This window comes from Tardiphaga sp., assembly GCF_028290785.1.
GTDB lineage: Bacteria > Pseudomonadota > Alphaproteobacteria > Rhizobiales > Xanthobacteraceae > Tardiphaga.
On sequence record NZ_JAQGJD010000208.1, the window covers coordinates 1 to 12,493 of the forward strand.

Here is a 12,493-nt window from a genome sequence, read left to right on the forward strand (position 1 = left end):
CGAGGCGGCAATCGCTTCCGGCATTGACGCCATCGTCATGGGCGCCGCGATTACCGCCAGCGCCGAGCGCGACGCCGCCGATCCCGAAACCATTCTCCACGTCAACCTGCTGGCGCAGACGCCGATCCTCGTCGCGGCGCGGCGCCATGGCGTCCGGCGCGTGATCAACCTGTCCTCCGCTGGCGCCTATGGCGCCACCGCGTTTCGTCATGCGCTGCTCGATGAAGACATGGCCTGCGACCCCGTATCACTCTACGCCATCACCAAATACGCCTCCGAGAAAGTCGCCGCGCGCCTCGCGGCGCTGTGGAACTTCGACATTATCAGCGTCCGCCTGAGCGGCGTATTCGGACCGTGGGAGCGGGCCACCGGCGTGCGCGACACGCTCAGCCCGCAGATCCAGATCCTCGATGCGCTGCATCGGCGCAGCGAGGCTGTATTGCCGAGACCGGGCGTCAAGGACTGGATCTATGCGCCGGATGTCGCGGATGCCCTGACCTTGCTGATCGAGGCCGAAAAGCCGCAGCACCGGCTTTACAATATATCGAGCGGCGCGGAGTGGTCGGCGCTGCAATGGGGCGAGGCGCTGGCGGCGCTCAATGCCGGCTTCGTCTGCCGGCTCGCGATGTCGGGCGAAACCGCCAATATCGACCTGCACGGCGATGCCGACCGCGCGCCGCTTTCGGTGGCGCGGCTCGAACAGGAATTCGGCTGGCGCGCCAAATCCGGATGCGCCGATTCCGCCGACGCCCTCAACACATGGTCGGCGCGACATGAAGAAGGACACTGACATGAGACTGCACGGGCGCACAGCCATCATCACCGGCGGCGGCTCCGGCATCGGCCGCGCCAGCGCGCTGCTCTTTGCGCGCGAAGGCGCCTTCGTCGCGCTGGTCGACCGCGACGAAGCGGGCCTGCAGGAAACCGTCGCGGAGATTCGCGACGCTAACGGCGAAGCGTCGCTCCATGTCGGCGATGTCGGCGACGGCGATTACGCGCAGGCCACCGTCGATCACATCATCGGCCAACGCGGCCGGCTCGACATCCTCATGACCTCCGCCGGCTTCTCCGTCGGCGGCACCGTGCTGACCACATCGCCAGCCGACTGGGACGCGGTGTTCCGCACCAATGTCGGCGGCACCTGGCTGTGGGCGCGTGCCGCGATCCCGCCGATGCAGCAGCAAGGCAAGGGCTCGATCGTCACCGTGGCGTCGCAACTGGCCATCGCCGGCGGCAAGGGTAACAGCGCCTATATCGCCTCCAAGGGCGCGATCGTCAGCCTGACGCGCACCATGGCGGTGGACTTCGCCACCGACGGCATTCGCGTCAATGCGATTGCGCCGGGCGCCATCGACACGCCGCTGCTGCGCCGCAGTTTTGCGCGCCACGCCGATCCGGACCCGGTGCGCGAAGCCTCCCGTAACCGCCACGCCATGAAGCGGTTTGGCGAAGCCGTGGAAGTCGCCGAAGCCGCCCTTTTTCTCGCCAGCGATGCGTCTTCATTTACGACCGGCACCGTGTTGCCGGTGGATGGCGGATGGCTCGCCGCATGAACGACGCTCTCGCCGCCCTCGAGGCGCAGGTCCGCGACGACCTCAACAAGACCGCGCATCCGAATGCGCCATGGCTGAAGGCCAAATCGGGCCCCGACGGCAAGCCGGCGCTCGATGTGCTGATCGTCGGCGCCGGCCAGTCCGGCATCGCCATCGGCTTCGGCCTGCTGCGCTCGCAGGTGACGAATTTTCTCGTGCTGGACAAGGCCGACGAAGGCCGCGAAGGCCCGTGGCTGACCTATGCGCGGATGCCGACTTTGCGCAGCCCGAAGCATTTTACCGGCCCCGACCTCGACGTGCCCAGCCTGACCTATCAGTCCTGGCACGAAGCGATGTTCGGTGCGGAGCATTGGCAGACTCTCGACCGCATTCCGCGCGGTCATTGGGCGGACTATCTGCTGTGGTTCAGGCGGATGGTCGGTGTTCCCGTGCGCAACGGCTGCGACGTGATCGACATTGCGCCGGCGGACAACGGACTGCTCGCAGCCACCGTGCAAAGCGGTGGCGGCGTCGAGACGCTGTATGCGCGAAAGATCGTGCTGGCGACCGGCCAGGAGGGCATGGGCGACTGGATGAAACCGGAGCCGCTGCGCCATCTGCCGCCGTCGCTATGCGTGACCGGCGCCGAGGCCATCGATTTTGCCGCGCTGCGCGGCAAGCGCGTGGTGGTGATCGGCGCCGGCGCGTCTGCGTTCGACAATGCGGCGACGGCGCTGGAAGCCGGCGCCGAGGTGCACCTGCTGTGCCGCCGCGCCGAAGTGCAGACGGTGCAGCCCTATCACTGGCTGACCTTTCGCGGCTTCCTGCGCCACTTCAGCGATCTCGACGATGCCTGGCGCTGGCGCTTCATGAAGACCGTGCTGGAAATGCGCGAGGGATTTCCGCAGCCGACCTGGGATCGCTGCGCGCGTCACGCCGGCTTCCATCTGCACGAGGGCTCGCCCATCGAGTCTGCCCAAGCGGTGGGCAACCAGGTGGAATTGCGCACGCCGTCCGGGACCTATCAGGCCGACCTGGTGATCTGCGGCACCGGCATCGCGATGGACTTTGCGGGCCGCCGCGAATTGCAGAATTGCGCCGGCAATATCGCCACCTGGACCGACCGCTACCAGCCGCCGGAAAACGAACGCAACGCGCGCTTGGGCCAGTTCCCCTATCTCGCCGACGATTACGCGCTGACCGAACGCGTCGCCGGCGAGACGCCGTGGATTTCCAACATCCATTTGTTCGCCATCGCGGCCACCATGAGCTTCGGGGCATCGGGCTCCTCGATCAATGCGATGACGACGGCGGTTCCGAAGCTGGTGCAAGGCTTGACGCGCGGACTGTTTCGCGCGGATATCGAAGGCCATTGGGCCTCGTTCCAGGCCTATGACGTGAAGCAAGCATCAATCGCGCGGCAACCATAGGCTGCGGCAAATAACGAATGAACCAATCAAGCCCGAACGCGGGTTTGGCGTGGGCTTAAGGGAGGACGCTGGCGCCCGAATTGGCGCGTTAATTGCTTTAGGTATCGAATAGTTCGTCGCCTCGCGCGCGGTCGCCACAGGTGCATTCTTCAATTCAGAGGATAGAGTAATGAGACTCACATATTCGAAGCAGATGTTGGGCGCCGCCGCCGCGCTGGCTTTTGTGGTCGCCGCCGGCCCACTGCAGGCGCAGACGCGCGCGGAAACGCTGCGCTACGTTACCGGCGCCTCGGTCAATACGCTCGACCCCAACATTCCCGGCTCGACCCGCGAAGCCTTCGCCGTCAGCCTCTCGACCTACGACCGACTGGTCTCGTTCGGCCGCAAGCAACTCAACGGTAAGTGGGTGTTCGATCTCGATAGCATCCGCGGCGAGCTTGCCGAATCTTACGAGGTCAGTCCCGACGGTTTGAAGATCACCTTCAAGCTGCGCAAGGACGCCAAGTTCCAGGACGGCTCGCCGGTCACCGCGGAAGATGTGAAGTGGTCGCTCGACCGCGCCGTCACCGCCAAGATCCTCGGCAAGGCGCAGTTGCTGACGGGCTCCTTGACCGACGCCAGCCAGTTCAAGGCGATCGACCCGCTGACCTTCGAAGTGACGCTGCCGAAGCCCGACAAGCTGGCACTGCCGAACCTCGCCACGGTGTATCCGATCATCATCAATTCGAAGCTCGCCAAATCACATACGACCGAGGAAGATCCCTGGGCGCAGGCCTGGCTGAAGGACAACACCGCGGGATCGGGCGCCTACATCCTGGAAAGCTTCAAGCCGGGCGAGCAGGTCATGCTGAAGCGCAACGACGACTGGAATCGCGGCCCCGGCGGCAAGCAGGCGTTTTTCAAGCGCCTGATCCTGCAGTCGGTGCCGGAGCCGGCGACCCGCGCCAACCTGGTCGAGAAGGGCGACGTCGATATCGTCATCGACCTGCAGGCCAGCGACGCGCAGTCGCTCGAAGCCAAGGGCAAGCTGCAGGTGATCTCGACGCCGCAGTATAACGCGATGACCTTCATCTCGATGAACAACCAGATGCCGCCCTTCGACAAGGTCGATGTGCGCCGCGCCATCGCTTATGCGCTGCCCTATGACGACATGTTCAAGGCGGCGCTGTTCGGCCGCGGCGAACTGCTGACCGGCGCCACCTGGGCCGACGGTAAGCCGCCATCCGGGGCGTTCCCGATCAAGCAGCCGATCAAGCTCGATCTCGACAAGGCCAAGGCCTATCTGAAGGCCGCCGGCTTCCCGGACGGCTTCTCCACCACCTTCAGCTTCAACGTCGGACAGTCGGCTACCGCCGAACCGATGGCCGCGCTGCTCAAGGAGTCGCTCGGCAAGATCGGCATCAAGGTCGACATCCAGAAATTGCCGGACGCGCAGATGTCGACGCAGATCACCGAGAAGAAGCTGCCGTTCTTCACCGAAGGCATCGTCGCCTGGCTGCCATCGACCGACTACTTCTACCGCAACTTCTACACCGGCAATCAGCGCTGGAACTACAGCTCGATCGACAATGCCGAGCTGACGTCCATCGCGCAGGAAGCCCGCTTCGAAGCCGACAAGACCAAGTACGAAGCCGACGGCGTGAAGCTGAACGCGATCAACTTCGACCAGATGCCGCAGGTGCCACTGTGGCAGCCGAGCCAGGACGCCGTGATGGCGCCCTCGATCGCCGGCTATACCTATCAGTTCCACCGCCAGGTCGATTACCGCGACCTCAGCCGGAAGTGATCGACCTGTAACCACGCGAATATCCGGGGCGCCGCATTGCGGCGCCCCGGGCTTTCAGGATATGCCGCAGAGCCGATGCTGGCTCCGCGGCATGACGGCGGTAATTTAAGGCGAACCATCTGTGCTGATGAAGCTGGCCTCGACTGCGAAACGCGCCGCACGGCGCTTTGCCTCGTCATTGCCGGCGCTGTTCGGCGTGCTGGTGTTCACTTTTCTGCTGATGCGCGTATTGCCCGGCGATCCCGCGGTGTTCTTTGCGTCCGGCCCCAATGCCGGCAAGGAAGAGATCGAGACCATCCGCAAGCAGATGGGCCTCGACAAGCCAGTGCCGCAGCAGCTCGTGCTGTATCTCTACGACGTCGGCCGCGGCAATCTCGGCCGCTCGCTGATGACCGGCCAGAACGTCACCAAGGATCTCAAGGAGCGGCTGCCGGCGTCGCTCGAACTGACGTTCTCGGCGCTGCTGATCGCGCTGGTCTCGGCGATCCCGCTCGGCATTCTCGCAGCACTCCGGCCGGGATCGCTGATCGATCACGGCGTGCGGTTGTTCTGCGCGCTCGGGGTCTGCGTGCCGACCTTCGTTTCCGGCCTCTTGCTGATTTACGTGTTCTACTACCTGCTCGGCATCGCACCCGATCCGACCGGCCGCGTCGATATCTTCATGACGCTGCCGCCGTCCCATACCGGCTTCCTACTGATCGATTTCCTGATCGCCGGCGACTTCGAAGGCTGGTGGGCGGCGTTCAAGCAGTTGATCCTGCCAGCCTGCACCATGGCGCTGTTCGTGATCGCGCCGCTGGCGCGCATCACCCGCGCCTCGATGCTGGCGTCGCTGGGCAGCGACTTCGTGCGCACCGCGCGCTCCGTCGGGCTGTCGTGGTGGCGCATCGTCGTCACCTATGCGCTGCGTAACGCCATCCTGCCGGTGATCACCATTGCGGGCATCGTGTTCTCCACCATGCTGGGCGCCAACGTGCTGGTCGAGAAGGTGTTCTCGTGGCCCGGCGTTGCCTCCTACGCGCTCGACGCGCTGCTGTCGTCGGACTATGCGCCGGTGCAGGGGTTTGTGCTGCTGATGGCCTTCGTGTTCGTGATCGTCAATCTCGTCGTCGATGTCTTGTACGGTATCGCGGACCCCAGGATTTCCATCGGATGAGCAGCGCCACCTTGCAGCACGCCGCGTTCATCCTGCGCGGCAACCCCATTACCGCCGTCGCTGCCGCCGGCTCGACGCTGCTTATTCTGGTCGGCCTGTTCGCACCGTGGCTGGCGCCCTACGATCCGATTGCCTCGGATGTCGCCAACGCCCTGCAGGCCCCCAGCGCCGCGCACTGGGCCGGCACCGACCAGCTCGGCCGCGACGTGTTCAGCCGCATCATCGTCGCCACCCAGCTCGATCTGACCATCGCGCTTTCGGCGGTCGGCATTTCCTTCGTGCTCGGCGCTGTGATTGGCGCACTGTGCGGCTACACCGGCGGCCGGCTCGACCGGTCCGTCGGCCGCTTCGTCGATGTGCTGATGGCGTTTCCGCTGTTCGTGCTGGCCATGGCCATGGTCGCGGCGCTCGGCAACCGGGTCGAGAACATCGTCATCGCCACCGCGATCATCAACCTGCCGTTCTACATCCGCTTCGCCCGCGCCGAGGTCAACGTCCGCCGCAACCTCGGCTGGGTCGAGGCGGCGCGCGCCAGCGGCGAGAGCCACGTCTCCGTGGTGCTGCGCTTCCTGCTGCCCAACGTGCTGCCGGCGATGGTGGTGCAGATGTCGCTCAACCTCGGCTGGGCGATCATCAATGCCGCCGGCCTCTCTTTCATCGGCCTTGGCGTCAAGCCGCCGACGCCGGAATGGGGCATCATGGTCGCCGAAGGCGCGCGCTTCATCTCCACCGGCAAATGGTGGCTGGTGGCGTTCCCCGGCTTGGCGCTGATGCTCGCCGTGCTTTGCTTCAACCTGCTCGGCGACGGGCTGCGCGATATCCTCGACCCCCGTCAGCGCACGTGACCGCACCCATGACCCAGCCACTGCTGAACATCGAGAACCTGCACGTCACCTTCTCTACCCGGCGCGGCCCGGTCGAGGCGGTGCGCGGCGTGTCGCTGTCGCTTGCCGAGGGCGAGACCCTCGGCATCGTCGGCGAGAGCGGTTCCGGCAAATCCGTCACCGGATTTGCGGTGACGCGGCTTTTGGAATCCGCCGGCCGCATCAGCGCCGGCCGCATCACGTTTCGCGATCGCGAAATTACAAAAATGACCAGCGCCGGCCTGCGCGAGATGCACGGCTCGGCGATGGCGATGATCTTCCAGAACCCGCGCGGAGCGCTGAACCCGATCCGCGCCATCGGCCAGCAGATCGCCGACGCCATCATGGCGCATCGCAAAATCTCCGCCGACGACGCCCGCGGCGAGGCGCTCGAGCTGTTGCGCGCCGTCAAAATTCGCGATCCGGAAAAGCGCATGGCCGCCTATCCGCACGAACTGTCCGGCGGCATGTGCCAGCGCGTCATGATCGCCATGGCGATCTCCAGCAATCCGGCGCTGCTGATCGCCGACGAGCCGACCACCGGTCTCGACGTCACCACCCAGAAAGTGGTGATGGACCTCTTGGCGCAGATCGCCGCCGACCGGGGCATGGCGACGATCCTGATCACCCACGACCTCGGCCTGTCGGCGCGCTACTGCCGCCGCGTGGTGGTGATGGAGCAGGGCAGACTGGTCGAGGAAGCCGAAGCGCTGACGCTGTTCCACTCGCCGCAGCACCCCTACACCAAACGTCTTGTCGCGGCGTCGCCGACGGCCACGTCGCGGGTCGAGGATCTGGTCACCGGTGACGAGAACCTGCTCGCCGCATTGCCGGCGGCGCCGCTGCCGACCCCGCCACACGGCACGCCGCCACTGCTGGAGGTCCGCGACCTGGTCAAGCGCTTCGATGACGGCACCGTCGGGCTGAAGACATTTTCGATGGTGCTGGCGGCGGGCGAGAGCGTCGGGCTGGTCGGCGAATCCGGCTCCGGCAAGAGCACCACGTCACGGATGATCTGCCGGCTGCTCGACCAGAGCGAAGGCAGCATCAATTTCAACGGCGAGTCCATCAGCCACATCCCGGCCCGCGATTTCCACCGCGCGCCGCAGCGCAAAGACATCCAGATCGTCTTCCAGGATCCCAACGACAGCCTCAATCCGCGCTTCACCGCGTTCGACTGCATTGCGCATCCGCTGATGCGGCTGGCCGGCATGCGCAACGGCGACGCGCTGCGCGCGCGGGTGCGCGAATGCGCCCATCGCGTCGGCCTGCCCGCGGATCTGCTGGAGCGCTTCCCGCACCAATTGTCCGGCGGCCAGAAGGCCCGCATCGGGATCGCGCGGGCCATCGCCTGCCGCCCGCGGCTACTGGTATTGGACGAGCCGACCGCCGCGCTCGACGTCTCGGTACAGGCGGTGGTGCTGCAACTGCTCGACAAACTGCGCCGCGAGGACGGCCTGGCGTTCCTGTTCGTCAGTCACGATCTCAACGTGGTGCGGATGATGTGCCAGCGCACCATCGTGCTGCGCAACGGCGAGATCGTCGAGCAAGGCGAAAGCCACGCATTGTTCGACAATCCGCAGACGGACTACACGCGCGAATTGGTGGATGCCGTGCCGAACATCGAACTGATCGAAGCGGCTGTGGCGGGCTGAATTCAGAAGCCGTGGCTGGAATCGTTCCCCGGAAACGGTCGCAAGCGCTTCCAAGTCAACTACGCGCGGGCGCTCCACAGGCTACGCCAGCCCTGCGACAAGCCAAGGGCGAACCGGGCGCGAGCGTGCCTGAACTGTGGGGCGGTCTCCAGCTCGACCAGATGCGGGTCATAGCCGGCTTGCAACAGCGCCGCGACCAGCGGCGGCGCTTCGCCCGCCGCCCGCCATTCGACGCTCACGCGTTTGGCCGCGATATCGACACCGCACCATTGCACCCCGTCGAGTTCAGCCAGCGCGGCCTCAATGCGGTCCCGGCAGGTCTCGCAAGCGAGATCGGGGACCGACAACGCGCTGTGCCGCAACCCGCCGTCCGCCGCCCGGCTGGCCAGCCGGACGTCCAGCGCGGCCACCTGCGGATCGGCCGGCCTCAGCAACAGCAGTGCCGCGCCTGAGCTGCAGCAACTCATCGGAGTCCAGACCTCGCGGCCGGAATGGCCAAGCCCCAAAATAGCCGCGGGCGGCGCCCCGGCGCTGATCTGGATCAAGTGCGGCCGGCCTTATTCCCGGGTGTCGAACCGATATGCCTTGGAGACGATCTGCCAGCCATCGGCCAGCCGCATCGCCACCAGATAGTCCGTGAAATATCGCGGCGGCAGCTGGCAGCGGACCTTGACGAAGGCGGTGTTGTCGTCGGAGCGATCGACGCTGACGATCAGATCTTCGCGCGGCTTGCCCTCGGCCTTCGCCGAACCGCGCTTCTTCACCACCTCGATCCAGTCCGGCAGCGTCAGCACCTGCAGCTCGCCGTTGGCGACCCAGCGCAGATCCGCGGTGGGATGGAAGATCGCGGCGAGCTTGTCGGCGTCGCCTTCGTAAAGCCCGTCGAAATAATGCTGGATTACGGTTTCGACGGTCGAGCGGTCATAGGCCAAGGCATTCTCCCGATCATAAAGCGCATGGCATCCTTATGCCATGAAACGCGGCGCGCATCACTTTGCCTCGCCCAGCATCTTGCGGAATTTCTCGATCTCCTGCGGCACGAATTTCGCGAGATAGGCCGGCGCCATCTCGGCATCGTCGGCGGGGGACGAGCCGAGATCGTCGAGCCGCTTCTGATAATCCCTGCTGGCCACCGCCCCACGCATCGCGCCGTTGAGCCGGTCGATCACCGGCTGCGGCGTGCCCTTCGGCGCGAACAAGGCATACCAGCCGGAAATCTCGAACTGCGGCAGCCCGGCCTCCGATGCGGTCGGCAGGTCCGGCAGATGTGCCAGCCGCGTCTTCGACGCCAGCGCAATGCCGCGCACCAGCCCGCTTTGGATCGCCGGGGTGACCGACGCCGAGGAATCGCACAGCCCGTCGATCTGGCCGCCGATCAGATCGTTCAGCGCCGGCCCGCCGCCGCGATAACCGACCAGCGTGACGTCGATGCCGGCGGCCTGGATGAAAGCCTTGCAGAACAGGTAGTTCTGCGAGCCGACGCCGGAATGGCCGATGTTCAGAAGGCCGGGATTCTGCTTGGCATGGCCGATGAACTCGGCCAGCGTCTGCGCCGGAAAGTTCTTGCGGATTGCCACCACCGCGGAGCTCTTGTTGAACATGCCGATCGGCGAAAAATCCGACGGCGCGAACTTCACGTCCGGCGTAAACAGATAGACCGCGGTATTGGTGCCGCTGTTGCCCTGCACGATGGTGTAGCCGTCAGGCGCCGCCTGGGCGACCCGCGCCAGCGCGACCGCGCCGCCGGCGCCGCCGATATTCTCGATGACGATCGGCTGGCCGAGCCGCTGGCTCATCTGCTCGGCGATCAGCCGCGCATTGACGTCGGAACTGCCGCCGGCGGCGAATGGCACGATCAGCGTGATCGGGCGTGTCGGATAGTCCTGAGCCTGCGCCGGCGTCGCAAGCGACAAGGCCGCGCTGATCAGAAAAGCCCATCGGAGGCCGCAAGCCATGCATTTCTCCCTGGTATTTTTTCAGGCATCTTAGGGAGCATTGCAGGCGCGACGCAAAGCATAAGTGTATGCTGCAAAGCGGTGTAAACGGCGCGGCGCATTGGCGCCGGCGGGAGGTCGCGATGAACGTGTCCATGGTTCAGCCCACGGTCGATGCCAACGCCTTGCTTGCCGGCGCACAGTTCATCGACGCCTTCAGCATTATTGTCGATGACAATTCACTCGACGCCCGCCGCGCCGCCGAACGGGTGTTCGGCCGTTCGCCGCGCTGGGTGCAGATGCTGCTGACAATGCGCGATACGATCGTTGCGCCGTTCGGCCTGACCACGACAAAGTCGGCGCGGCAGGCCGACATCGACAAGGTCGGGATGTTTCCGGTGATCAGCGAGACCCCGGAGCGGATCGTCGCCGGCTTCGACGACAAGCATCTCGATTTTCGCGCACTGGTCGATGTCGCTGCCGTGCCGGGCGGCACCCGCGTCACTGCGACGACGGTCGTCCTGACCCATAACCTGCTCGGCCGGGTTTATCTCGCTGTCATCACCCCGTTCCACCGCATCGTTGTCCGCGCAATGCTGCGTCAGGCGGCGGGCTGAATCGCAAACCGGTACCGGGAACTCCTGCGAGTTCCACCCGTTAGCCGACATGAGCTTTTCCGAGATCAACCCGCACAGCGAGGAATCCAAGGCAGCCCTGGCGCGCGCGTTCGACGCCGCATGGCAGCGTTTCATCGCGCTCGAGGGCGAGGCCGCGGATACCGCCGACAACCGTAGCCGCCTCGCCAGCCATATCGTGGCGCTGGCCAAATCCGGCCAGTCCGACGAGGACGCGCTCGGCGAAGCGGGGCTGATCTATCTGCGTGTGCTGTCCGAGGCGCAACGGCTCGGCCAGCGCCACCGCCAGGACGTCGCCCACGCGCCATCTCCGACGCTGGCGGCGAATTGGCACGACGAAGGCGGCCATTCCTTCGGCCCGGAAACGGTCGCTGCGATGTCCGCGGCGCTGAACCGCTGCCTCGACGTGCTGCCGCTGCATATCCCGGCCGACGCGCTCAAGCTGCTATCGACCAGCATCCTCGACGCCGCCTCGCGCGGCGAACGCGACGCCGAGCGGCTGCATCTGCACGCGCTGGAAATGCTCAAGGCACGGACCTAGATTCGTTGTCGGTGGCGTCGGCCGAGGTCGGAGGCACCGCCTCGGTCCATTCCGCGACGCAGCGCTCGAGATCCCGCAAATTCTGCCGCATCTGCTCCAGCGAGAAGCCGATGGCGAAGAAGCGTTCGGCGACGTCGCCGGGTAGCCCGCGGGTCAGCCCGTCCTTGCGCAGCGCGGCGACCTCGCCGGCATAGGCCTGCAACGCCACCTGCACCGGCCAGATCGCCGGTGCGCCGGCCCCGGTCCGCAACGCCACGGCGATGGCGCGCAGATAGGCGGCCATGGCGTCGCTGACCCGCGCCAACGGCCCGGCCAGGCGCTTCTGCAACTCGGCCGGCAGCGGCACCAGCGTGGCACGGCCGATCATTACCAGGTCATGGCGCAGCCGCAGGATGGTGCGCAGCAACGGCCCGGTGTCCGGCCCCGACGACAGATGCGCGGCGCGTTCGCGCTCGGCCTCGGCGCCGGTCGCATTCAGCCCGACCAGCGCGCTGCCGATGCCGTCCTGCAGTCCGTGGAGCCTGTCGTTGTCGCGGCCGCGGGTCAGCGATGCCAGCAGTTCGCTCAGCGCCGCGGCAATCAGTTCCAGCGTCGTGGCCGCACTGGCGCGGATCTGGCTGTGCGCCCGCGACGGCAGCACCAGGAACGACACCAGCAGCCCGGTGATGGCGCCGACCGCGACTTCGAGCACGCGGTCAATGGCGGAATCCAAGGGCGTGCCGTGGTTCATCATCGGCAGCAGCAGCACGATCAGCGCGGTGACGGTCGCGACATTGAGGCTCGGATTGATCGCCGCGATGAACGCCAGCGGCGCCACCGCCAGCACCAGCACCGCCAGCAGCGCGCCTTCGCTGGAATGCGGGATCAGGATCGCCACCGCGCCGCCATAGATCGCGCCGCCGATGGTGCCGACCAGGTAATCCCGCGTCGCCTTCAGCGAGCGGCCGACGCTCATCTGGGT

13 protein-coding genes are annotated in these 12,493 nt (G+C 66.0%); 9 read left to right on the forward strand and 4 right to left on the reverse strand.

From position 1 onward, the window contains the following. The 7 genes from JWR89_RS12135 to JWR89_RS12165 form a co-directional block, all read left to right on the forward strand. Positions 1-790, forward strand: a 790-nt coding sequence (locus JWR89_RS12135) for an NAD(P)-dependent oxidoreductase (RefSeq protein WP_299716221.1), incomplete at its 5' end; no start/stop codon positions are given. A 1-nt stretch (position 791) separates the two neighbouring features. After that, positions 792-1,553, forward strand: coding sequence for an SDR family oxidoreductase (locus tag JWR89_RS12140; protein ID WP_299716223.1), 762 nt, complete (start codon positions 792-794; stop codon positions 1,551-1,553). After that, positions 1,550-2,962, forward strand: coding sequence for an NAD(P)/FAD-dependent oxidoreductase (locus JWR89_RS12145; RefSeq protein ID WP_299716226.1), 1,413 nt, complete (start codon positions 1,550-1,552; stop codon positions 2,960-2,962). Before JWR89_RS12140 ends, JWR89_RS12145 begins: the two co-directional genes overlap by 4 nt. A 193-nt stretch (positions 2,963-3,155) precedes the next feature. Continuing rightward, positions 3,156-4,748 (forward strand): ABC transporter substrate-binding protein, encoded by a 1,593-nt coding sequence (locus tag JWR89_RS12150; RefSeq protein WP_299716252.1) that lies wholly within the window; start codon positions 3,156-3,158, stop codon positions 4,746-4,748. 127 nt (positions 4,749-4,875) lie between these two features. Then, complete coding sequence (locus JWR89_RS12155) at positions 4,876-5,904, forward strand: ABC transporter permease (protein WP_299716255.1); 1,029 nt, start codon at positions 4,876-4,878, stop codon at positions 5,902-5,904. Then, positions 5,901-6,749, forward strand: coding sequence for an ABC transporter permease (locus tag JWR89_RS12160; protein WP_299716229.1), 849 nt, complete (start codon positions 5,901-5,903; stop codon positions 6,747-6,749). Before JWR89_RS12155 ends, JWR89_RS12160 begins: the two co-directional genes overlap by 4 nt. 8 nt (positions 6,750-6,757) lie before the next feature. Next, positions 6,758-8,422 (forward strand): ABC transporter ATP-binding protein, encoded by a 1,665-nt coding sequence (locus JWR89_RS12165; protein ID WP_299716232.1) that lies wholly within the window; start codon positions 6,758-6,760, stop codon positions 8,420-8,422. Between the two features lie 59 nt (positions 8,423-8,481). Here JWR89_RS12165 and JWR89_RS12170 read toward each other — a convergent pair whose 3' ends face one another. Genes JWR89_RS12170 through JWR89_RS12180 form a run of 3 tightly spaced genes read right to left on the reverse strand, consistent with a single transcriptional unit; the run spans position 8,482 to position 10,377 of the window. Then, positions 8,482-8,967, reverse strand: a complete 486-nt coding sequence (locus JWR89_RS12170; RefSeq protein ID WP_299716235.1) for a cation transporter — start codon at positions 8,965-8,967, stop codon at positions 8,482-8,484. A gap of 12 nt (positions 8,968-8,979) precedes the next feature. Further along, complete coding sequence (locus JWR89_RS12175; RefSeq protein WP_299716238.1) at positions 8,980-9,354, reverse strand: nuclear transport factor 2 family protein; 375 nt, start codon at positions 9,352-9,354, stop codon at positions 8,980-8,982. Positions 9,355-9,411: 57 nt separating this feature from the next. Further along, positions 9,412-10,377, reverse strand: coding sequence for a tripartite tricarboxylate transporter substrate-binding protein (locus JWR89_RS12180; protein WP_299716241.1), 966 nt, complete (start codon positions 10,375-10,377; stop codon positions 9,412-9,414). A 122-nt stretch (positions 10,378-10,499) separates the two neighbouring features. Between JWR89_RS12180 and JWR89_RS12185 the strand changes: the two genes are divergently transcribed. Both JWR89_RS12185 and JWR89_RS12190 read left to right on the forward strand, forming a co-directional pair. After that, positions 10,500-10,973, forward strand: a complete 474-nt coding sequence (locus JWR89_RS12185; protein ID WP_299716243.1) for a DUF2867 domain-containing protein — start codon at positions 10,500-10,502, stop codon at positions 10,971-10,973. 49 nt (positions 10,974-11,022) lie between these two features. Continuing rightward, entirely contained in the window at positions 11,023-11,532 is a 510-nt protein-coding gene (locus JWR89_RS12190) for a hypothetical protein (RefSeq protein ID WP_299716246.1), read from the forward strand. Here JWR89_RS12190 and JWR89_RS12195 read toward each other — a convergent pair. Then, positions 11,516-12,493: FUSC family protein (locus JWR89_RS12195; protein WP_299716249.1), on the reverse strand; the 978-nt coding region annotated here is incomplete at its 5' end. The two genes, JWR89_RS12190 and JWR89_RS12195, sit on opposite strands and share 17 nt — an antisense overlap.

Coding starts and splice junctions, on each gene's coding strand:
- JWR89_RS12155 (WP_299716255.1), top strand. CDS start 4,876: ATGAAGCTGGCCTCGACTGCGAAACGCGCCGCACGGCGCTTTGCCTCG.
- JWR89_RS12185 (WP_299716243.1), top strand. CDS start 10,500: ATGAACGTGTCCATGGTTCAGCCCACGGTCGATGCCAACGCCTTGCTT.
- JWR89_RS12140 (WP_299716223.1), top strand. CDS start 792: ATGAGACTGCACGGGCGCACAGCCATCATCACCGGCGGCGGCTCCGGC.
- JWR89_RS12145 (WP_299716226.1), top strand. CDS start 1,550: ATGAACGACGCTCTCGCCGCCCTCGAGGCGCAGGTCCGCGACGACCTC.
- JWR89_RS12165 (WP_299716232.1), top strand. CDS start 6,758: ATGACCCAGCCACTGCTGAACATCGAGAACCTGCACGTCACCTTCTCT.
- JWR89_RS12150 (WP_299716252.1), top strand. CDS start 3,156: ATGTTGGGCGCCGCCGCCGCGCTGGCTTTTGTGGTCGCCGCCGGCCCA.
- JWR89_RS12180 (WP_299716241.1), bottom strand. CDS start 10,377: ATGGCTTGCGGCCTCCGATGGGCTTTTCTGATCAGCGCGGCCTTGTCG.
- JWR89_RS12190 (WP_299716246.1), top strand. CDS start 11,023: ATGAGCTTTTCCGAGATCAACCCGCACAGCGAGGAATCCAAGGCAGCC.
- JWR89_RS12160 (WP_299716229.1), top strand. CDS start 5,901: ATGAGCAGCGCCACCTTGCAGCACGCCGCGTTCATCCTGCGCGGCAAC.